The organism is Exiguobacterium acetylicum, from assembly GCF_022170825.1.
Taxonomy (GTDB): Bacteria; Bacillota; Bacilli; order Exiguobacteriales; family Exiguobacteriaceae; genus Exiguobacterium_A; species Exiguobacterium_A acetylicum_B.
The window spans coordinates 717,827-738,070 of sequence record NZ_CP081878.1; the positions used below are offsets into that span (position 1 = coordinate 717,827).

General features: G+C 45.8%; 19 protein-coding genes. 10 read left to right on the forward strand and 9 right to left on the reverse strand.

Annotation, left to right across the window (positions count from 1 at the left end; genetic code table 11):
* Nucleotides 1-115 precede the first annotated feature (115 nt).
* From K6T22_RS03745 to K6T22_RS03760, 4 genes are read left to right on the forward strand one after another with little or no spacing between them, the layout of a single operon-like run.
* Nucleotides 116-1,276 (forward strand): glucose-1-phosphate adenylyltransferase, encoded by a 1,161-nt coding sequence (locus K6T22_RS03745; RefSeq protein ID WP_238238975.1) that lies wholly within the window; start codon nucleotides 116-118, stop codon nucleotides 1,274-1,276.
* 13 nt (nucleotides 1,277-1,289) lie between these two features.
* Nucleotides 1,290-2,390, forward strand: a complete 1,101-nt coding sequence (glgD, locus tag K6T22_RS03750; RefSeq protein ID WP_238238976.1) for a glucose-1-phosphate adenylyltransferase subunit GlgD — start codon at nucleotides 1,290-1,292, stop codon at nucleotides 2,388-2,390.
* Between the two features lie 14 nt (nucleotides 2,391-2,404).
* Nucleotides 2,405-3,856, forward strand: coding sequence for a glycogen synthase GlgA (gene glgA, locus K6T22_RS03755; protein ID WP_238238977.1), 1,452 nt, complete (start codon nucleotides 2,405-2,407; stop codon nucleotides 3,854-3,856).
* Nucleotides 3,857-3,884: 28 nt separating this feature from the next.
* Entirely contained in the window at nucleotides 3,885-6,308 is a 2,424-nt protein-coding gene (locus K6T22_RS03760; RefSeq protein WP_238238978.1) for a glycogen/starch/alpha-glucan phosphorylase, read from the forward strand.
* 42 nt (nucleotides 6,309-6,350) lie between these two features.
* Here the strand turns inward: K6T22_RS03760 and K6T22_RS03765 are convergent, their stop codons facing one another.
* On the reverse strand, nucleotides 6,351-7,169 hold the full coding sequence (locus K6T22_RS03765) for a sulfurtransferase (RefSeq protein WP_238238979.1): 819 nt from the start codon (nucleotides 7,167-7,169) through the stop codon (nucleotides 6,351-6,353).
* A 92-nt stretch (nucleotides 7,170-7,261) separates the two neighbouring features.
* On the opposite strand from K6T22_RS03765, the gene K6T22_RS03770 reads away from it, so the two are divergent.
* The gene (locus K6T22_RS03770; RefSeq protein WP_238238980.1) at nucleotides 7,262-8,998 is read left to right on the forward strand and encodes a phospho-sugar mutase; all 1,737 of its coding nucleotides are present in this window, start codon (nucleotides 7,262-7,264) and stop codon (nucleotides 8,996-8,998) included.
* A 137-nt stretch (nucleotides 8,999-9,135) separates the two neighbouring features.
* Nucleotides 9,136-10,032: an aldo/keto reductase gene (locus K6T22_RS03775; protein ID WP_058703675.1), complete on the forward strand. Its 897-nt coding sequence runs from the start codon at nucleotides 9,136-9,138 to the stop codon at nucleotides 10,030-10,032.
* A 187-nt stretch (nucleotides 10,033-10,219) separates the two neighbouring features.
* Here K6T22_RS03775 and K6T22_RS03780 read toward each other — a convergent pair whose 3' ends face one another.
* The 5 genes from K6T22_RS03780 to K6T22_RS03800 form a co-directional block, all read right to left on the reverse strand.
* On the reverse strand, nucleotides 10,220-10,408 hold the full coding sequence (locus tag K6T22_RS03780) for a hypothetical protein (RefSeq protein ID WP_053452628.1): 189 nt from the start codon (nucleotides 10,406-10,408) through the stop codon (nucleotides 10,220-10,222).
* 142 nt (nucleotides 10,409-10,550) lie between these two features.
* Nucleotides 10,551-11,201, reverse strand: coding sequence for an amino acid ABC transporter permease (locus K6T22_RS03785; RefSeq protein ID WP_238238981.1), 651 nt, complete (start codon nucleotides 11,199-11,201; stop codon nucleotides 10,551-10,553).
* Nucleotides 11,198-11,965: a transporter substrate-binding domain-containing protein gene (locus K6T22_RS03790; RefSeq protein WP_238238982.1), complete on the reverse strand. Its 768-nt coding sequence runs from the start codon at nucleotides 11,963-11,965 to the stop codon at nucleotides 11,198-11,200. The genes K6T22_RS03785 and K6T22_RS03790 overlap by 4 nt, the downstream gene beginning before the upstream one ends.
* 163 nt (nucleotides 11,966-12,128) lie before the next feature.
* Nucleotides 12,129-13,235 (reverse strand): ABC transporter ATP-binding protein, encoded by a 1,107-nt coding sequence (locus tag K6T22_RS03795; RefSeq protein WP_023467334.1) that lies wholly within the window; start codon nucleotides 13,233-13,235, stop codon nucleotides 12,129-12,131.
* A 118-nt stretch (nucleotides 13,236-13,353) separates the two neighbouring features.
* On the reverse strand, nucleotides 13,354-14,187 hold the full coding sequence (locus tag K6T22_RS03800; protein WP_238238983.1) for a PucR family transcriptional regulator: 834 nt from the start codon (nucleotides 14,185-14,187) through the stop codon (nucleotides 13,354-13,356).
* A 74-nt stretch (nucleotides 14,188-14,261) separates the two neighbouring features.
* Here K6T22_RS03800 and K6T22_RS03805 point away from each other — a divergent pair, with 74 nt between their 5' ends.
* Together K6T22_RS03805 and K6T22_RS03810 are read left to right on the forward strand one after the other, a co-directional pair.
* Nucleotides 14,262-15,398 (forward strand): DUF445 domain-containing protein, encoded by a 1,137-nt coding sequence (locus K6T22_RS03805; RefSeq protein WP_238238984.1) that lies wholly within the window; start codon nucleotides 14,262-14,264, stop codon nucleotides 15,396-15,398.
* A 20-nt stretch (nucleotides 15,399-15,418) separates the two neighbouring features.
* Entirely contained in the window at nucleotides 15,419-15,793 is a 375-nt protein-coding gene (locus tag K6T22_RS03810) for a YlbF/YmcA family competence regulator (protein ID WP_023467337.1), read from the forward strand.
* Between the two features lie 55 nt (nucleotides 15,794-15,848).
* On the opposite strand, the gene K6T22_RS03815 is transcribed toward K6T22_RS03810, so the two are convergent.
* The 3 genes from K6T22_RS03815 to K6T22_RS03825 all read right to left on the reverse strand — a co-directional run bounded on the left by K6T22_RS03815 (nucleotide 15,849) and on the right by K6T22_RS03825 (nucleotide 18,168).
* The gene (locus K6T22_RS03815; protein ID WP_238238986.1) at nucleotides 15,849-16,061 is read right to left on the reverse strand and encodes a YhzD family protein; all 213 of its coding nucleotides are present in this window, start codon (nucleotides 16,059-16,061) and stop codon (nucleotides 15,849-15,851) included.
* Nucleotides 16,062-16,119: 58 nt separating this feature from the next.
* On the reverse strand, nucleotides 16,120-17,199 hold the full coding sequence (gene dinB, locus K6T22_RS03820) for a DNA polymerase IV (RefSeq protein ID WP_238238988.1): 1,080 nt from the start codon (nucleotides 17,197-17,199) through the stop codon (nucleotides 16,120-16,122).
* A gap of 63 nt (nucleotides 17,200-17,262) precedes the next feature.
* Nucleotides 17,263-18,168 (reverse strand): magnesium transporter CorA family protein, encoded by a 906-nt coding sequence (locus K6T22_RS03825; RefSeq protein WP_238238989.1) that lies wholly within the window; start codon nucleotides 18,166-18,168, stop codon nucleotides 17,263-17,265.
* A 104-nt stretch (nucleotides 18,169-18,272) separates the two neighbouring features.
* Between K6T22_RS03825 and K6T22_RS03830 the strand changes: the two genes are divergently transcribed.
* Both K6T22_RS03830 and namA read left to right on the forward strand, forming a co-directional pair.
* Nucleotides 18,273-19,193 carry an HD domain-containing protein gene (locus tag K6T22_RS03830; RefSeq protein WP_053452637.1) on the forward strand — a complete coding sequence of 307 codons (921 nt, stop codon included), beginning with the start codon at nucleotides 18,273-18,275 and terminating at the stop codon, nucleotides 19,191-19,193.
* 12 nt (nucleotides 19,194-19,205) lie between these two features.
* The gene (gene namA, locus K6T22_RS03835; protein WP_238238990.1) at nucleotides 19,206-20,237 is read left to right on the forward strand and encodes an NADPH dehydrogenase NamA; all 1,032 of its coding nucleotides are present in this window, start codon (nucleotides 19,206-19,208) and stop codon (nucleotides 20,235-20,237) included.
* Nucleotides 20,238-20,244: the final 7 nt, after the last annotated feature.

Here is a 20,244-nt window from a genome sequence, read left to right on the forward strand (position 1 = left end):
ACCTATTTTGCAGGAATGTTATATTAAAAAGAGAAAAGATTGGGTATATAGAAGTATCTGTGGATTTTAGAACGCGATTTGTCTGAAAAAAAAGAGCATAAATGGAGGGGACGAAATGGCTAAGAAGAATGTCGTTGCGATGTTACTTGCAGGCGGAGAAGGGAAACGTCTAGGAGCTTTAACGAAACATACTGCAAAACCAGCTGTTGCATTTGGAGGAAAGTACCGGATCATTGATTTCCCACTTTCGAACTGTACGAACTCAGGAATCGATACAGTTGGCGTGTTAACACAATACGAACCATTAGAGTTAAATCGATACCTTGGCATCGGAAGCCCATGGGATCTGGATCGTCGTAATGGCGGATTGACGATTCTTCCACCATACCAAGCACAGAATGGGAAAAACTGGTATGAAGGAACGGCGAATGCTATTTACCGTAATATGAGTTACATCAATCAATTTGATCCTGACTATGTACTCGTCTTATCAGGCGATCACATCTATAAAATGGACTATGAAAAAATGATCGAGGAACACCGTGTGACAGGTGCGGACGTCACGATTTCTGTTCGCGAAGTACCATGGGAAGAAGCACCACGATTCGGAATTCTCAATACAGACGACGATTTACGGATCAATGAATTCGAAGAAAAACCGGAAAATCCGAAATCGAATCTTGCATCGATGGGAATCTACGTCTTTAACTGGGATGTACTGAAACGTCACTTGATTCAAGATGCCGGCGATGCGGAATCGAGCTTTGACTTTGGTAAGAACATCATTCCAAACATGCTCTTTGAAAACCTCAATATTCGCGCTTACAAATTCAAAGGATACTGGAAAGACGTTGGGACAATTCAATCCCTTTGGGAAGCGAACATGGACCTGTTGACGGCAGAGCCTGAATTCGATTTATATGAACCGTCGTGGAAAGTACATTCGGTCAACCCGAATCAGCAACCGCAATATATTGGAAACGCTGCGACAGTTGATACATCAATCATCAACGAAGGATGCCATATCGAAGGAGAAATCAATCATTCAGTTCTCTTCTATGGTGTCGATGTAGCAGAAGGGTCACTCGTCAAGGACTCAGTCATTTTCCCGAACGTCAAAATTGGACGCGACGTCACGATTCACCGGGCGATCTTAGCAGATGGCGTGATCGTTGAAGATGGTGCGACGATTGGGTCTCCGGACGGAGAAGTCTTCGTCATTGAAGCAGACAGTATCGTTAAGAAAAACGAAGTCATCAAAGAAGCGATTCAATAAGGGGGATATTCGAATGAAGGTCGATTTATTAGGTGTCATCAATCTGAGTGGCGAAGAAGGATTTTTCAAGGAATTGACGGAGCATCGTAACTTAGCGGCAGTTCCATTTGCCGGTCGTTATCGATTGATTGATTTTACATTAACGAACATGGTACAAAACGATATCGCGAACATCGGGATTTTCACGCTCGAGAAATATCGCGGAATGATGGATCACCTTGGATCAGGAAAAGAGTGGGATCTTGACCGTTCAAACGGTGGACTGTACATTTTCCCACCTGCACTATCACAAGATGCGAACGAGTTCCGCGGAGATTTATCGAACTTCCATCTCCACCGTGACTTTTTCCTTCGTAGTAAGGAAAATTACGTCGTCGTCTCTGGTTCGAACATTTTATCAGCGGTAGATTATCGTGACGTACTACGTGAACATAAAGAATCGAATGCGGATATCACGGTCGTCTATACTAAGCGTGAACTACCTTGTAAATACTGCCGTCCGATCCGTTTTGGTGAACAAAATCGCGTGACAGCCATCGGATCACGCGGATTCCAGCCGACGGATGAGACGTTCTACATGGAGACGGTCGTTCTATCGAAAAATCTCTTCGTTCGTTTAGTTGATGAGGCGATCGCTCGTGGTGAGTACGATTTACTTCAGAGTATCATTCGTTCACAGTTGAACCGTCTACATGTGCATGGTTATGAGTACAGTGGTACATCACAAGTCATTCACTCGCTTCGTTCGTACTATCGTGAAAGCATGCTGTTGCTTGAGCAATGGGGAGCAATCAATGATTTCCAGCACGTCTACACGAAAATCAAACATGAGCCACCGACACGCTATCTTCCGGGTTCTGACATCAAGAACTCACTTGTTGCAAACGGCTGTAAATTAGAAGGAACAACGACGGACAGCATCCTGTTCCGTGGTGTCAAAGTCGGAAAACACGCTCGCGTTAAAAACTCGATCATCATGCAAAAATCGGTCATTGAAGAGGGCGCAGTCGTTGAGTATGCGATTCTCGACAAAGAAGTCACCGTCAAACGTGGTCAAGTCATCCGCGGTACGGCAGAAGAACCAATTGTCATCAAAAAACAAACAATCGTTTAAAGGAGATGTCACTCATGAAGGTATGGTTTGCTGCCACGGAAGCGACACCCTTCATCAAGACAGGGGGGCTAGCTGACGTCGTCGGCTCGCTCCCTTTAGCGCTTGCTGAGGAAGGTGCAGACGTTTCGGTCGTTTTACCTAATTATGGTCAAATCAAGGAACAGTATAAATCAGAGATGGAGTTTTTATTCGACTTCATCGTACCAGTCGGTTGGCGCCAGCAATTCGGTGCGGTCCTCCGTCTGAAACAAGATGGGGTGACGTTCTATTTCATCGATAATGAATATTACTTTAAGCGGGATGGCGTCATTTATGGACATTATGACGACGCAGAACGATTTGCTTATTTCTCGCGTGCCGTGCTTGAAATGATTCAACATCTGGATCGAAAAGAAGTACCGGATGTCATCCATTGTCATGACTGGCAAACAGGTGTGATTCCAGCTTTCTTACGCATCCATTACCAGCATCTCGAGCGATATCAAGACATTAAGACGGTCTTTACGATCCATAATCTACAGTATCAAGGGGTCTTCCCAGAGGAAGTGCTCGGTGACTTACTTGGTCTCGGACAAGAACACTTTACAGCAGACGGTATCGCCCATAATGGTCTCGTCAATTACATGAAAGCAGGGCTTGTGCATTCGAATCAAATCACGACAGTCAGTCCATCCTATCGTGATGAGATCATGGATCCGTATTACGGTGAGACGCTTGAACCTGTCTTGCAACATCGTGCCGTTGACGTGCGTGGAATCTTGAATGGAATTGATTATCGTCAGTTCGATCCAGCGCATGATACACATCTCGTTGAAACCTACTCGGTCGATACAGTGAAAGAAGGAAAAGCGAAGAATAAGGCTGCTTTACAGGAAGAACTTGGTCTTCCGATTAATCCGGATGTGCCGCTGTTTGGTTTCGTCTCCCGTCTTGTCGATCAAAAGGGAATCGATTTACTGGCACATATCTTACCTGATTTATTCGAACTCGATGCCCAGTTCATTATTCTCGGATCAGGTGAAGCAGAGTACGAAGGGTTATTCCATCATGCGACGTCGATTCGTCCAGACAAAATCGCTTCTTATATCGGGTTTGACGTTGGTCTTGCGCAACGGATCTATGCGGGGAGTGATGCTTTCTTGATGCCATCACGTTTTGAACCGTGTGGACTCAGTCAGTTGATTTCGATGAAGTATGGCTGTTTACCGGTTGTCCGGGAAACAGGTGGACTGCGTGATACGGTCAAACCGTTCAATCAGTTTACGTTAGAAGGAAATGGATTCTCGTTCGCGAATTATAATGCACATGAGTTTTTAGAAGCGATTAAGCGTACGATCGAAGTCTATCATGATCAGCCTGTCTTCGAACATCTGATTGAGACAGCGATGAATGAAGACTTTAGTTGGTTACGCTCAGCGGATGAATACTTGGCATTGTATCGTTTGATTGCACCGTCCGCCACTTGATCGTGTCACTGGGAAAAGGGGTTACATCATGTTTAAAGATAAAGAGAAGTTCAAGGAGAGGTTTACGGAACGATTCGTTTCGATGCATGGTAAAGCCATAACGGAAGCAACAGAAAACGATATTTATCAAACGCTTGCCTATATGGTACGAGAGACGGTCACGACCGATTGGTTGCGAACGAAAGAAACGTATACTCATAAAAAAAGTAAGCAAGTCTATTACTTTTCACTCGAGTTTTTACTTGGACGTTTCCTGCATAATAATTTGTTAAGTCTTGATGTCTTAAAGGATGTGGAGCGGGGACTTGGTGAACTCGGATATCAGCTCAGTGAGTTGACAGAAGAAGAGCCAGAACCAGGCCTCGGAAACGGAGGGCTCGGTCGTCTTGCGGCATGTTTCCTTGATTCCTTGGCCGCTCTTAGTCTTCCTGGACATGGGAACGGTATCCGATACCAGTATGGTCTGTTCAAACAAAAAATCATTGATGGTTATCAAGTCGAGTTACCGGATAACTGGTTGAAGAACGGGAACATGTGGGAAATTAGACGTTCGGATAAAGCGGTCGACGTTCCGTTCGGTGGACATGTCTGGCTTGAAGAAGTCGGTGATGGGTATCGTGTCCATCATGAACCAGCTGAAATCGTTCGCGCTGTTCCGTATGATATGCCAATCGTCGGCTATCAAAATGGGGTCGTGAATAATCTTCGACTCTGGAGTGCTGAATCTCCGCTTGATGATGATGAACTACTTAGCCAATACCGTGGGAATTATAAAGATTTACTGGCACATAAACAATCGATTCAGACGATTTCAGAATTTTTGTATCCGGATGATACGACGTACGAAGGAAAAGAATTGCGTCTGAAGCAACAGTATTTCTTCGTCTCTGCCGGATTACGAAGTATTTTGACATCCTTTAAAAAGCGAAATCATTCATTGAAGCAACTCGGGAATCATATTGCCATTCATATCAATGATACGCACCCAGTCGTTGCAATTCCGGAGTTGATGCGGATTCTTGTTGATGAAGAAGGATTTGGATGGGAAGAAGCATGGCGAATCACGAAGAGTGTCATGTCGTTTACGAATCATACGTTGTTGTCAGAAGCACTCGAACGCTGGCCGATTGATTTATTCCGTCGCTTGTTGCCGCGTATTTACCTCATCATCGAGGAGATCAATCGACGCTTCTGTAAGGATGTACTCGCGAATTATCCGCACATGGAAGCGCATATGCGAGACATCGCCATCATTGCGGATGACCGGATCAACATGGCGAATCTTGCTGTCGTCGGTACGCATTCGACGAATGGTGTCGCTCAGATTCACACTGAAATTCTAAAACAACGTGAGATGCGACTATTTTATGAGATGTTCCCGCTTCGTTTTAATAATAAGACGAATGGGATTACGCATCGTCGCTGGTTCCTTTCGTCGAATCCGGCACTGGCAAATCGCGTCACAGAAGCGATCGGAGATAGCTGGATTCAGCATCCATCCGATTTACAAAAGTTGACGAAATGGGCAGAGGATTCAGCATTACAGAAGGACATCGCTGAGATTAAACTCAAACGAAAAGAAGAATTAGCGTTGCTCATTGAAAAAGAAACAGGTATCGTCGTTGATCCGACTTCGATTTTTGATGTTCAAGTCAAGCGATTACATGCGTATAAACGACAACTCTTGAATGCGTTACACATTCATTCGCTCTACTATCGCTTGAAAGAAGATCGTTCGTTCACGATGACACCACGAACGTTCATCTTTGGTGCAAAAGCAGCGCCTGGCTACCATTATGCAAAAGAAGTCATTCGTTATATCAATGCATTGGCACGCTTGATTAACGATGATCCAGAAGTCAGCCCGTACTTGAAAGTCGTCTTCTTAGAAAACTATCGTGTATCGCTTGCAGAGAAAATCTTCCCGGCAAGTGACGTCAGTGAACAGATTTCGACGGCAAGTTATGAAGCCTCTGGAACTGGAAACATGAAATTCATGATGAATGGCGCCTTGACGATCGGAACACTCGACGGAGCGAACATTGAAATTCGAGACGAAGTCGGGGATGCGAATATTTTCATCTTCGGTTTAACACCGCAAGAAGTCATGAATTATAAACAATACGGCGGTTATAGTGCCTATGATCAATACAGTGCACAACCCGAGTTACGACGGATCATTGATAGTCTTGTTGATGGAACGTTGTTCGCTCCTGGTGAATTCCAAGCGATTTATGATTCATTATTGACGTATAATGATGAGTATCTGATCTTGAAAGACTTCTTGTCTTATCAACAGGCACAAGAACGAATCGATCGGATGTATCAGCAACCAGAAGAGTGGTATAAACGAGTCATTCTCAATATTGCTCGATCAGGTGTATTCTCGAGTGATCGAACGATTAAAGAGTATGCGAATGCGATCTGGAACATTAAGCCGATTCAACTGTAAACCAAAAAGACACCGACAGATGTTTTTGTCAGTGTCTTACGTTTACGAACGGGAGACGTTTTCGCCACGACTCACCCAATCACTATAAGAGCCGGCGTAAAGCCGGACATCGGTTTTTCCGAGCGAATGAAGAGCGATGACATTGACGCACGCCGTCACACCGCTTCCGCAATAGAGGATGGGTGCTGTGACTGGTAGGATATCGGCGTATAGTTCTTTTAAATCCTCTGCATCCCGCAAGCGACCGTCTGGTGAGAGTGCTTGTTCAAAGTAACAATTCACGGCACCCGGAATATGTCCAGCGACGCGGTCGAGTGGTTCAATCTCTCCGCGATATCGATCGGGCGCACGAGAATCGATGACTACGCTCTCGGTCAGTTGATTCTTCAGCTCTTCGAATGAGACGAGCATCTCATCTTGAAAACGAGGAGTGTAATGAGAAGGTGCATAAGTAGGAACGTCATCCGTGACCGGAAGATCGAACGCTAGGTAAGAGGAGAATCCACCTTCAAGGACAACGACGCGCTCATGTCCGATCCATTTGAATAACCACCAGGCACGAGCCGCATACGGAAAACCGTCATCATACAAGACGACGAAGTCTTCTGGTGTCACACCATGCTGTTCAAGAGTGTGTTGCCACGCTTCTTTTGAAGGAAGCGGATGCCGACCGCCGATCTTATCTAGTGGACCGGATAGGTCAGTCATTAAATCCAGGTGCTGCGCTCCTTCGACGTGTTGTTCTAAGAAAGCACTTCGTCCATATTCAGGTTGTTGTAAGTCATATCGGCAGTCAAACCAGCGAATCTGATCCGTTCGGACGAGCTGTTGAAGGTCTGCCATTTGAATCGTAGGAAACATGCCTCATCACCTTACCCTTTCTAGTGTTAATCATATGAAAGGTATCGCATCATCGCAAGTCTTACCCTCATAAAAAAAGGAGTCGATTTACCATGTCATGGAAAGAAACCTATCAAAAATGGGATCAGTTCGCTGATTTAGATCGTACATTAAAAGAAGAACTCGTCACGCTAGCAACAGATGATAAAGCAGCCGAAGAAGCATTCTACAAAGAGCTCGAATTCGGAACAGGTGGTATGCGCGGAGAAATCGGCGTCGGGACGAACCGGATGAACGTGTATACAGTACGAAAAGCATCACAAGGGTTTGCAGCGTTCATCAAAGCATCGGGAGAAGAAGCAGCAGAAAAAGGAATCGTCATCGCGCATGATTCACGCCACTTCTCACCGGAGTTTGCGCTTGAAGCAGCACGGACACTTGCAAGTAATGGGATTAAAGCTTATTTGTTTGACGGTCTACGTCCGACACCAGAACTTTCGTTTGCTGTTCGTTCTTTAAAAGCAGCGGGAGGGATCGTCATCACGGCGAGTCACAACCCACCAGAATATAATGGCTATAAGGTCTACGGCGATGACGGTGGACAACTCCCACCAAAAGAAGCAGATGAGCTCGTTTCGTACGTCAGTCAGATTGAAGATGAGCTATCGATCGAACTTGAGTCAGAAGAAGTCCTTCGTGCGAACGGACTGATTGTCCGCGTTGGAGAAGAACTCGACGAAGCGTACCAAGAAAAGCTGCAAACGATTCGTGTCTTACCTTCGATTCAATCGGAATTAGCAGATCCACTAAAAATTGTCTTCACACCACTTCACGGAACTGGTCTTGTTCCGGTAACAGAGGGTTTGAAGCGTTACGGATTCGAACATGTAACAGTCGTTCAGGAGCAAGCGGAGCCGGACGGCGCATTCCCGACTGTAACGTCACCGAATCCGGAAGAACATGCTGCCTTTAAACTTGCCATCGAATATGGTGACCGAGCGGATGCCGACATCTTGATTGCGACGGATCCAGATGCTGACCGTGTCGGCGTTGCGACACGTGATGCAGACGGCGAATGGACAGTCCTGACAGGCAATCAGACAGGCGCGTTATTGCTCGACTACATCCTTTCACAAAAAGCGGCGCAGGGCACACTACCAGCGAACGGTTTCGTCGCAAAAACGATCGTTACTTCGGAACTAGGTGCGTTGATTGCACGTCACTATGATCTCCACGTCGAGAATACGTTGACAGGATTTAAGTTCATTGGTGAGAAAATCAAACAATACAATGCATCCGGTCAATATGAGTATCTCTTCGGATATGAAGAGAGCTATGGTTACCTCATCGGTGACTTCTGTCGTGATAAGGATGCGGTCCAAGCGTGCTTGCTTGCTGCTGAGATGGCTGCGTATCATAAAAACGAGGGACGGACGCTCTATGAGGCGTTACAAGCGATTTACGAGCAGTTTGGTTACTTCGAAGAGTCGCTTCGCTCTCTGACGCTAAAAGGGAAAGACGGTGTGGCACAAATCGGTCGGATCATGGATACGTTCCGTGAGAATCCACCAAAACAAGTAGCTGGGGAACAAGTTGTCTTGTTCGAAGATTACGATGCGAGCATCGCGCATGATTTGAAGACACATCAACCGTCACCAATCAACCTCCCAAAATCAAACGTTCTGAAGTTCACGCTCAGCGATGGATCGTGGTTCTGCCTCCGTCCATCTGGTACGGAACCGAAGATCAAGTTCTACTTCAGTGTTACATCACCGGATGCTGCTGAGACGACACGAAAACGTCAGCAAATCGAAGATGAAGTCATGCAAGAAGTCGAACAAATTCAATAAGTCTTATACAGGATCCCGTCATCGACGGGGTCCTGTTTTTTGTCTTGGATCATCCAAAAGTGAAATTCGTGCAACCGATACCATTTTGAGGTACAGTAAACGAGATAGAGTTTATACAATAGGGGAGTGAAGGACACATGGAACGGATTCAGTTAACAGAAGATTTATCATTCTCACGAATCATTCATGGTTTATGGCGATTGAATGAATGGGAGATGACGAAGGAAGAACGTCTCGAATTGATCGAAGCATGTCTTGCTTTAGGAATTACGACGTTTGATCACGCCGATATCTATGGTGACTATACGAATGAACGATTATTCGGAGAAGCGCTTGCTTTAAAACCGGAGCTACGTGATCGGATGGAGATTGTTACGAAAACAGGCATCAAGATGAAGGGCAATCATTTCTCGGATCAGTCGTTATCGTTTTATGATACGACGAAAGAGCATATCATCAAACAAGTGAACCGTTCACTGCAAGAACTCGGTGTCGAGTACGTCGATACATTATTGATTCATCGTCCTGATCCATTGATGGATCCAAATGAGATTGCAGAAGCGTTCGTTGAATTGAAGGACGCAGGTAAGGTACGGACATTCGGTCTCTCGAACCATACACCTACGCAACAAAGTCTGATTCAATCACGTTTACCGTTCATGCTTGTGACGAACCAACTCGAGTTGTCGGTTTCAGAATTGAAACACTTCGAAGATGGATCGGTTGATTTGTGTCACGAAAATGAGATGCCGTTGATGGCATGGAGTCCACTTGCGGGAGGTCGTCTTTTCAAGGACGAGCAATATGCACCACTACGCGAGAAACTAGCTGAAATCGCAGAGACGATCGGAGCAGAAGAAATCGATGAGGTGGCGTACGCATGGTTGCTCAAACATCCAGCGCGAATCATGCCGATTGTTGGTTCTGGTAAGATTGAACGTATCGAGTCTGCTGTGCGTTCGACGAAATTGTCGTTGACACGCGAGCAATGGTTTGAGATTTTGAAAGCATCACGTGGTCGTGACGTCGATTAATTGGTTTTAAGATAGAAACGAATCGATTCGTACATGTTCCATTAATAAAAAAAGTGTGAGGATCGTTTCCGATATATCATCCGGAAGCGATCCTCTCTTTCGTTTACGAATAGAGTGTTCTTCTCATTTAAAAATAAACAAAAAAAGCCCCATCTCAAGGGGGAGGAGAGATGGGGGATCTATGAGGTTAAGCTTCTAAACGAAGCATCTCCTGACGGTATTTATCTAGACGATCTTTACTTGCTGAAACGGCAGCTTGGTCATTGACTTGAATCGCATCGAAGAGCGTACTGAGCTCATAATCGATTTCGAGACGTAGCACTGGAATTCGCTGCTCTGCATCTTGTCTACGGAAAGCTTCAATTACTTGTTTCATCTCGGCCACGCTCCTTTGTAAGTTGTCAGATAATTCTGATTTTTATTAGTATACTTGATTATTCCCGGATTGCCTAGTGCTAAACCTAAAAAAATCTAAAAAAACACACTTGAAATCCATACGGTTCCAAGTGTGGGAAAGATCATTCTGGAATACTGAAGCGTGCTTCTAAGCGATGTTGAACACTTTGAATGAGTGTCGACATAATCCAGTAAATTGCAGCCGAGAACAAGAGCAATGGCATGACAAGATACGTTGTTGCTGAAATCTGGTCAGATACATACGTCAATTCCTCAACCGCAACGATCGTACCGAGTGAAGTCGACTTGATGATATCGATGACTGAGTTCGAAAGCGGTGGAATCGCTCGAGATAATGCTTGCGGCAAGATGACATCCTTGAATGTCTTACGTCGCGGAATGCCGAGCGAGTCAGCGGCTTCCCATTGTCCACGATCGACGGAAGAGATGGCAGCTCGGAATGATTCAGAGATATACGCAGAAAAGTGAAGCGATAAACCGAAAGCGAGAGCTTGGAATCCAGTCAATTGAAGGACAACGAGACCATTGTATAAAATCAGAATTTGTAATAGCAACGGCGTTCCTCGGAAGAACGAGACATATAAACGTGCAAAACCGCTAAAGACGGCAAGGCGGCTGTCACGCATGACGGCAAGAATCAACCCGAGAATAAGCGCAAAGACGATGGCGAGACCACTTGCTAGAAGGGTCGTACCAATCGCCTTTGCGTAGACGTCCGAGTTATCCTGGACGATCGTTAATAAGTCACTCACTTACTGATATCCTCGTTGAAGTACTTCTTACCGATTTCTGCAAGAGTGCCGTCTTCTTGCATGTCAGCGAGTGCTTTATTGAAGTCTTCTGTATACTTACTGTTTTTTGCCATCATGAAACCTGATTCGTTCTTGTCGAATGTTTCACCGACCGCTTTGACTTTGTAGCCAGCTTTCTTGAGCTCCGTCAAGACGAAAAGACGATCGTTCATGGCTGCGTCAACACGACCTGCTTCAAGGTCTTTCAAGACTTGGTTCGCACCTTTATAGTATTTCACTTTTGCGCCAGCTTCTTCAGCTGTCTTTGCATAGAGTGAACCTTGTGTCGAACCGACTGTCTTACCTTTTAAGTCGTCGAGTGTCTTAATGTCGTTCGTTTTGTTATTGACGATGATCGTTGAACCAGAGACCGTATACGCATCAGAGAAAGCGTACTTTTCTTGACGCTCAGGCGTGATTCCCATTTGGTTCGCGATGACATCGATTCGTTTTGAATCGAGTGCTGGGATGAGTCCTTTGAAATCCATTGCTTTGTAGTCGACTTTATAGCCAGCACGTTTTGCGACTTCGTTCATGACGTCGACGTCATAACCTGTTAATTTTCCTTTTTCTTTATACGTAAAAGGTGGGTACGTTGCTTCTGTACCGACTGTAATGACTTTTGACTCTTTATCAGAACCTGCGTTGTCGTTCGAAGCGCCGCATGCTGCAAGCACCCCCGCTGTCGATAATGCTGCTACAGCTAATTTCAAACCGTGTTTCATAGCGCTCTCTCCTTTATAAATGAATGATTTCAATTCCTAGTTTTCGAATAGGATTAATTTTAAGCTACAAGCAGTATCATACAAAGTTACAGGAACGTCTGTCAATAAAAAAGACTGCCCTTAAAAGGACAGTCTGAAACATCGTAACTGATCGATGATGCGATTAACGGATCGTTGCTTCCGTCGCAGAGTCGAAGAAGTGTGCTTTTGTCATATCGAAGAAGAGATCAAGCTGCGATCCCATTTCGACATGTGAACGTGAATCGACACGAGCTGTGAACGCTTGTTGTCCGACTTTTGAGTAGAGGTAAGACTCTGCACCCATCAATTCGGATACTTCGATATGCGCTGGGAAACGGTGTGCTGTTTTAGTGTCTTGGTAGATCAATTCTGCATGGATGTCTTCCGGACGAATTCCGAGGACGAGATCCTTGTTCGTGTAACCGCGATCACGGAGAACTTTCATTTTTCCTTCTGGTACTTCGAACTTCTCTTCTGTTCCGGAAACATGGAAGAGACCGTCTTCCGCCAGTTTACCTGTCAAGAAGTTCATCGATGGTGAACCGATGAATCCAGCAACGAACATGTTATCTGGGTGATCATAGACTTCTTTTGGTGTACCGACTTGTTGAATGATACCGGCTTTCATGATGACGATTCGTGTCGCGAGCGTCATTGCTTCCGTCTGATCGTGCGTGACGTAAATCGTCGTCGTCTCGAGACGTTTGTGTAACTGAATGATCTCCTTACGCATTTGCACACGTAATTTAGCATCTAAGTTTGAGAGTGGCTCATCCATCAAGAAAACTTTCGCATCACGAACGATGGCACGTCCGATTGCTACCCGTTGGCGCTGACCACCAGAAAGAGCTTTTGGTTTCCGCTCGAGGTACTCTTCAAGACCGAGGATACGGGCTGCGTTATCAACGCGTTGCTTGATTTCATCTTTCGGGAACTTACGAAGCTTCAATCCGAATGCCATGTTATCGAAGACGTTCATGTGTGGATACAACGCATAGTTTTGGAAGACCATCGCGATATCGCGATCTTTTGGTGCTACATCGTTCATGCGTTTACCGTCGATGATGAAATCTCCACCCGAAATTTCTTCAAGACCGGCGATCATCCGGAGCGTCGTTGATTTACCGCAACCTGATGGTCCGACGAAGACGATGAATTCTTTATCTTTAATATGAAGGTTGAAATCATCAACCGCTTTTGCATCACCTGAGTAAATTTTATCGATATGTTCAAGACGAATTTCAGCCATGTGTAGTTCCCCCTAATGTAAATGATGAAATAATAACGCTTACAAGGATTAGTATAAAAGAAGTCAGGTAGTCTGCCTATGGACAACCTGACTAAATGCAAACGTTTTCAATTAGGCATCATGCTACAAGAAGTAAGGTATAGAGAAAAGTAGCCCCTTCAAATGAACGGACGTCGATTTCGGTCTGTTCCGTCAATCGATCGAGTCGATACTGGAGACTGTTACGATGTAAGAATAGATGTTTTGCTGTCAGAGAAACGTTTAAATTGGCGCGACAAAAGGCGAGGATCGTCTCACGAGATTCTGGCTCGAGTGAAAGGATGAACTGATCGATAAGTGTTGTGCGGTACCGATCATCTAGACTTGCGAGACGAGTCATAGCAGGTAAGAAGCGCTCGATTTGCATCGAAGGAACGGATGCTAGCGCTGCTTGTTCTAATTGAAACTGAACCGCGATATCGCCTGCAGCACGTTGTTGACCAAGTAATACCTTACCGTCGAGTACAAAATCAGATTGTAATGCTAAAAATAAATCGGATAGTTCTGATTCGATGACAAACTCTTCACGTTCGACGACCGTAAAGCGGTGTGTACTAAAAGGAATAAGAGTACTCGTCTGCGAAAAGAAAGAGGAGAGCAATTGTTGAATTTCTTCGCTTGTTCGTTCATCCGTCGGATTGAACAAAAAATGGACGAGTCGAAAGGGTTGGTCTTCCTGCGCATGAGCAGATTGGAGACGCTCTCGCCACGTATCGGTATCTGACCGAGTTGTCGTGATGATGCGTTCAGCAAATACATCAAGTAGTTGTTGTTCGCGGTCGGAGATGGCGGTCGTTTTGATTCCAAAACAAAGCCCATCTGCAAGACGATATACGCTATACTGTTCCTGGCAATACAGATTCGGGTCGGTCGTAAGCTGGTCATTGAATAAAGTCATCAGTTGTCGTAACACACGGCATCACTCCTAAATCGTACATAACTATCTCGACTTTACCATAAGTCGAAAATCGGAAGGAATGATAACTTATGTCAGATACATTTTTACTTGTGTTGAAGCTTGTCGGAATCATCGTCATTGGTGCCCTGATTGGTGCAATTACGAATCATCTAGCGATTCGGATGTTATTTCGACCACTTGAGCCGAAATATATCGGAAAGTTTCGCGTACCATTTACGCCGGGTCTGATTCCTAAACGACGGGATGAACTAGCAGCAAATCTCGGACGGACGGTCGTCAAGCATCTCTTGACGCCAGAAGGAATCGGAAAGCGTCTCGCATCACCAGCTGTCCGAGGGGCTGTTACACGTCTCGTCGAACAAGAAGTCATGAAATGGACACGTTCCGAAGAGACGACGGAAGCGTGGATCAGTCGTTTCATTGATGAACCGAAACAACGGATTCAAGGGAAAATCAGTTATCACTTGGAGCAGGAGTTTTCGAACTTAATGAGCAAGTGGCGCGAGCAGTCCGTACGCGAACTGATTGGAGAAGCTGGGGAACAAAAAATCGAAGAGGTCATGCCGCGACTTGTCACATCCGTATTGCATCAAGCAGAAGAATATTTTGACGGACCTGAAGGACGCGTACAACTCGAAGAAACCGTTGCTCGTTTCATTCAACAACGACTCGGTGGGGGAATGTTCGGGATGTTGCTCGCGAACGTCAATGTCGTTGATATGATTCAGCCGGAGCTGAAACGGGTACTTCAATCAGAGTCGACGTCTCAATTCATCCTTGCCTTATTACGTCAGGAATGGCAAAAGGGACTGGATCGCCCGCTTTCGTCTTATCTGACGGAAGAGTCAGAGTCGCGCATTCGACAGACTGTCAAAGAACAAATCATGGCGCGTTTGCCGATTGAATCAATGCTTGCTACACCATTACGTGTCTGGTTAAGTCCACTTGAGTCACAAGTACTCGAGCAGCATGTTCCTGTCGTCATCGATCATCTATTCGAGCGGACGACGAACCAAATCGGGCAAATCTTACAGACGCTCGATCTCGAAACAATCGTTCGAGAAGAAGTTGATTTACTGGATACAGCATATTTAGAGGAAATCGTCTTATCGATTTCTAAGCGAGAATTCCGGGCTATCACTTGGCTTGGAGGGTTGTTAGGTGGTTTAATTGGATTGATACAGGCGGGGCTTTATCTCGTCTAAATAAATTGGAGGTTTTATTCATGGCAGAAACAAACTTATACGATCACGCGTACACACTGGAGCGCGCTTTACGCGAAACTTCGGAGTATACGACATTAAAAGATTTGTATACACAAGTCAACGCAGATCCAGAATCAAACGAATTGTTCGCATCGTTCCGCAACATCCAACTCGAATTACAACAAAAACAGATGCAAGGTGAAGAAATTACACCAGACGATATGGCATCGGCACAAACGAAAATGCTTGAAGTACAAAACAACCCATTGATCAGCCAGTTGATGCAAGAAGAGCAACGGATGCACACGATGCTGACGGAAGTTACACAAATCATCATGAAGCCGTTAGAAGAACTCTATGCACCAATGATGGAGCAACAAGACGACGTGCAATAAGTAAGCAAAAGGAAGACGTGCCAATATGGCGTGTCTTCCTTTTTTCATGTATCGCTCAAGATGAAGCAGGAACAATCCTTGGCAGGTAAGCCCGCTCGAAATGAATCAACCGACCGGAACGCGTGACACGAGCGGCATGATGAGCATACTCACTCGCGCTCAGGCGACGAATGCCTTCTTCCCGTGCCTGTCCATCCGACTCTGCTTCAAAGACGTCATCGAGCAACGTTTCCCCACGATCTGAAAACACTGTAATCGTATATTGCATACCTGTTCCTCCCTTGTTCGCTCGTTCTTGTCCTCAGTATAATGAATTACCATTCATTTTACAAGCGTAAGTCTAGATCTTGCCATGTCAACTGTCTCGCAGCGGGAGGCGTAGTGAGGTGGCTGACTGTCATACCAATCAAGCGAATCGGACCGTCAAAGGTAATACCATTAAATAGTTTAGTTGTTTCCTCAAGTAAACGCTCTTCGTTTGCTGTTTCTTCTAAAAAGGTATGACGTTTCGAACGTGACTGGAATGTGTCAGTCTTCCACTTGATCGTGATTGTCCGACACACGAGTTCTTTTTTCTGCAAGCTCGCAATGACCGATTTTGATTCTCGGATCAACGTCTCAAATATCGTATCGATATCCTCTGTGTCCTCTTCGAAAGTCGTCTCAGAACCAATCGATTTTCGCTCACGTTCCGGTCGAACCGGTCGCTCATCGATCCCATGTGCCATCGCATGCAGTTCTGTGCCACGATCGCGTCCGAGCAATGCCCGTAATTGTTCGACGGGCATCTGTTGGACATCAGAAACTGTCTCAATCCCTTGTTTCCGTAACGTTTGTTCCGTAACTTTTCCGACGCCATGCAAGTCACCGATTTTTAAGGGCGATAAGAAACTGAGGACATCCTCTGGTGGAACGACCGTCAGCCCATTCGGTTTCTCATAACCGGAAGCGACCTTCGCAACGAGCTTTGAGTTAGAGACACCAGCAGAAGCAGTCAGACCGGTCCGTTCTTTAATTTGCTGTAAGACGTACTGTGCGATATAGGTCGCACTTTTTTGATCAAAATAATTTTCCGTGACGTCTAAGTACGCCTCATCCAGTGAGAGCGGTTCGACGAGCGGCGTCACTTCTCGAAAGAGTTCCATGATTTGCGCACTGACGGCACGATAGACGTCAAAGCGGGGCCGAATGAAGACGGCACGAGGGCAAAGCTGAAATGCGCGTCTTGAAGGCATCGCGCTATAGATGCCGTATTTACGTGCTTCATAGGAACAGGTCGCTACGACACCACGGGCATGAGGTGGTCCACCAACAACGACAGGGACACCCTTTAATCGAGGACGGTCGCGTTGCTCGACGGAAGCATAAAAGGCGTCCATATCAATATGAATGATTTTTCGTTCCATCGGACAAGCGTCTCCTTTCGACAGATATGATACAATTAGTATAACGAACTTATGTTCTGATATCTATTTTTTTGGTCGACTATTCTTTGGCATACGGACAAGTGCACCTAACCAACCACGCCAGCGCATCCAGTAAAAGATGCCACCAGTCGATAAAAAAATTAGACTGAGGGATAACGCATAGCCGTATTTCCATTCTAGCTCGGGCATTATTTTAAAGTTCATTCCCCAAATCGCGCCGAGTGCCATCGTCGGTGTTGCGACGGCAGTAAAAATCGTTAATGCCTTCATGATCTCGTTTCCACGGAAATTCGAGACGGTCGTTGATAAATCCAGGAGAACCTCGATGTCTTTTTGATAGTGTTCAATGAGCATCAACAGACGGCGGACACGTTTCGTAGCTAGTTTCAAGGAAAGGTCCTCAAGATACGACTCTTCCTCGAGAAACGATTCCTCTCCGGCCATGACGAGTTCTTGAAATGGAACGATCAAATCGGACCAGTTCTCGATCGTATCGCGCAGTGCGAAGATGCTATCGAGCGAATCTTCATTGATGCTACCACGCAGTTCATCCTGCCTTGAAAACAGTTCTGTTTCAAATAGGTCAATCCCAGCAAAATACGTATTCAACTGCAAAGCAAGAATCGTATAAAAGGCAGCGAACGGATGCGCGGGCGAGTAAGGGGCGACAAGTGTGACGATTGATTCAGACAGTCCGATCGTGATCAGTTTTTCTTTTGTCACGTAAAAACAAATCGAGCGACGATCGCTTTTGTCGACTGGATTTTGCCACGTCACGACAGCTCCGTAAAGGACTCCTTTTTCCGAGCGAGTGAAGTTCATATCTTTCGATCGTAGTTGCGTGACCCAATCCATTTCAGATTGGTCGACAGCAGTTGTCGGAAGTGTTTGTTCATAGTCAGCTAAATCGAGATAGCGGGACCAATTAAATTGAGGTTCCAGTTCCATGTTCATGACTCCCATATAGTAGAATGAAATAGTATATGCCTTAAGTGTAGTTAATGGAGTATAAAAAAGACACCTATTTTACAGATAAAGGACGTGTTTCAAGTATGAAAGGAATCGGTAAGTTAGCGATTGGAGAAACGCTCGATCAGCGAGCGATGATCAAGCAGGCGGTCAAAGGAATTGCGGCAAACGGCAAGCCGTATTTGACGATTATCTTGACGGATAAGACAGGTGAAATCGAGACGAAGATGTGGGATACGAGTGATCTTGAGAAATATGCACCGAAGTCGATCGTCCATGCCGCTGGAGAAGTGATGGACTATCGGGGACGGACGCAGCTCAAGCTCAAGCAAATCACTGTCCTTGAGGAGACGAATGTCGAGGATTATGTCCAATCTGCACCGATTCCACGAGAACAGATCGAGACGGAAGTACTCGCGTTCGTAGAATCGATTCAAAACAGTGATATGAAAAAGCTCGTCAAACATTTGATTACTTCACGATTTGACGCTTACTTCACACATCCGGCAGCAGTCAAGAACCATCATGCCTTTTATTCTGGACTGTCTTACCACGTCCTTTCAATGTTACGTCTAGCGGACCAAATCGCTCAACTCTACCCGACGCTCAACCGCGATGTGCTAATCAGTGGCATCATTCTGCACGATTATGCGAAAATCAAGGAGTTATCCGATCCGGTTGCACCGGAATATACGTTACCTGGCAAGCTTGTCGGCCATATTACGATGATGGTAGCGGAACTTGAAAAAGTCGGAGCAGAATTACAAATCGACGCAGAAGTACTGACGGTCTTGCAACATCTCGTCTTAAGTCATCATGGACGACCAGAATGGGGTTCTGCCGTTGCACCACAAATGCGTGAAGCAGAAGTCTTATTCTTGATCGATAATCTCGATGCACGGATGACGATGATGGATCGTCTCCTTGAATATGTCGAACCAGGACAGTTCTCGGAACGATCATTTGCCTTGGACAATCGTGCTTTTTACCGTCCGAAGCTATAAGGGGGAAGAAAGATGAAGACGAAGTTGTTTGATACGGTTCAACTCGGAACACTGACATTCCGCAATCGGGTCATCATGGCACCGATGTGCATGTACAGTGCAAAAGAAGATGGACTCGTTACGGATTGGCATGTCACGCACTATGCAACCCGTGCAATGGGTGGAGTCGGTGGCGTTATTTTAGAAGCAAGTGCCGTCACGCCAGACGGTCGAATTTCAGCTGGTGATCTCGGAATCTGGTCAGATGCACATATTGAAGGCTTACAACGGATCGCAGAGCAAGTCAAAGCAGCGGGCGCTAAAGCAGGTATTCAACTGGCTCACGCTGGGCGTAAAAGCACAACGGCAGAACCGCCAGTTGCACCAAGTGACTTACCATTTGATGATACGTATACACATCCGCGAGCATTGACGCTTGAGGAAATCGCAACGATCAAGCAACAGTTCATCGATGCAGCACTGCGTGCGGAAAAAGCAGGATTTGATTTCATCGAAATTCATGGTGCTCATGGTTACTTATTGAACACATTCCTCTCTCCGTTATCGAATGTGCGTGAGGACCAGTACGGTGGATCGACGGAAAATCGGATGCGCTTGTTGTTAGAGGTCATTGATGGCATCCAGGCAGTCTCAAAGCTCTCGATTTGGGTCCGGATCTCAGCAGCAGATCACGCAACAGGGGGAATGACGGCAACGGATTATATTCCACTTGCGAAAGAACTAGCAACACGTAACATCGATCTACTCGATTGTAGTTCGGGTGCTGTCGTAGCGAATGCAGTGCCGGAAGTGTACCCGGGTTACCAAGTAGCCTACGCGGAAGAGTTAAAACGAGAGACGGGTATTGCAACGGGAGCGGTTGGATTGATCACGACCGCAGCCCATGCAGAAGAAATCGTCCGTAACGGTCGAGCCGATATCGTCCTGCTCGCACGTGAGTTGCTGCGCCAGCCTTACTGGGTCTATCATGCAGCAGCCGAACTAGGGGATACGGTCGTTTTGCCGAAACAATATGAGCGGGCGCCGATTCGGACCGTTCGCTAAATAGTTT

What these genes read in the sequence shown, in the direction of transcription:
- K6T22_RS03745 (WP_238238975.1), top strand. Translation starts at nt 116, where the DNA reads ATGGCTAAGAAGAATGTCGTTGCGATGTTACTTGCAGGCGGAGAAGGG.
- glgD (WP_238238976.1), top strand. Translation starts at nt 1,290, where the DNA reads ATGAAGGTCGATTTATTAGGTGTCATCAATCTGAGTGGCGAAGAAGGA.
- glgA (WP_238238977.1), top strand. Translation starts at nt 2,405, where the DNA reads ATGAAGGTATGGTTTGCTGCCACGGAAGCGACACCCTTCATCAAGACA.
- K6T22_RS03760 (WP_238238978.1), top strand. Translation starts at nt 3,885, where the DNA reads ATGTTTAAAGATAAAGAGAAGTTCAAGGAGAGGTTTACGGAACGATTC.
- K6T22_RS03765 (WP_238238979.1), bottom strand. Translation starts at nt 7,169, where the DNA reads ATGTTTCCTACGATTCAAATGGCAGACCTTCAACAGCTCGTCCGAACG.
- K6T22_RS03770 (WP_238238980.1), top strand. Translation starts at nt 7,262, where the DNA reads ATGTCATGGAAAGAAACCTATCAAAAATGGGATCAGTTCGCTGATTTA.
- K6T22_RS03775 (WP_058703675.1), top strand. Translation starts at nt 9,136, where the DNA reads ATGGAACGGATTCAGTTAACAGAAGATTTATCATTCTCACGAATCATT.
- K6T22_RS03780 (WP_053452628.1), bottom strand. Translation starts at nt 10,408, where the DNA reads ATGAAACAAGTAATTGAAGCTTTCCGTAGACAAGATGCAGAGCAGCGA.
- K6T22_RS03790 (WP_238238982.1), bottom strand. Translation starts at nt 11,965, where the DNA reads ATGAAACACGGTTTGAAATTAGCTGTAGCAGCATTATCGACAGCGGGG.
- K6T22_RS03795 (WP_023467334.1), bottom strand. Translation starts at nt 13,235, where the DNA reads ATGGCTGAAATTCGTCTTGAACATATCGATAAAATTTACTCAGGTGAT.
- K6T22_RS03805 (WP_238238984.1), top strand. Translation starts at nt 14,262, where the DNA reads ATGTCAGATACATTTTTACTTGTGTTGAAGCTTGTCGGAATCATCGTC.
- K6T22_RS03810 (WP_023467337.1), top strand. Translation starts at nt 15,419, where the DNA reads ATGGCAGAAACAAACTTATACGATCACGCGTACACACTGGAGCGCGCT.
- K6T22_RS03815 (WP_238238986.1), bottom strand. Translation starts at nt 16,061, where the DNA reads ATGCAATATACGATTACAGTGTTTTCAGATCGTGGGGAAACGTTGCTC.
- dinB (WP_238238988.1), bottom strand. Translation starts at nt 17,199, where the DNA reads ATGGAACGAAAAATCATTCATATTGATATGGACGCCTTTTATGCTTCC.
- K6T22_RS03825 (WP_238238989.1), bottom strand. Translation starts at nt 18,168, where the DNA reads ATGGAACTGGAACCTCAATTTAATTGGTCCCGCTATCTCGATTTAGCT.
- K6T22_RS03830 (WP_053452637.1), top strand. Translation starts at nt 18,273, where the DNA reads ATGAAAGGAATCGGTAAGTTAGCGATTGGAGAAACGCTCGATCAGCGA.
- namA (WP_238238990.1), top strand. Translation starts at nt 19,206, where the DNA reads ATGAAGACGAAGTTGTTTGATACGGTTCAACTCGGAACACTGACATTC.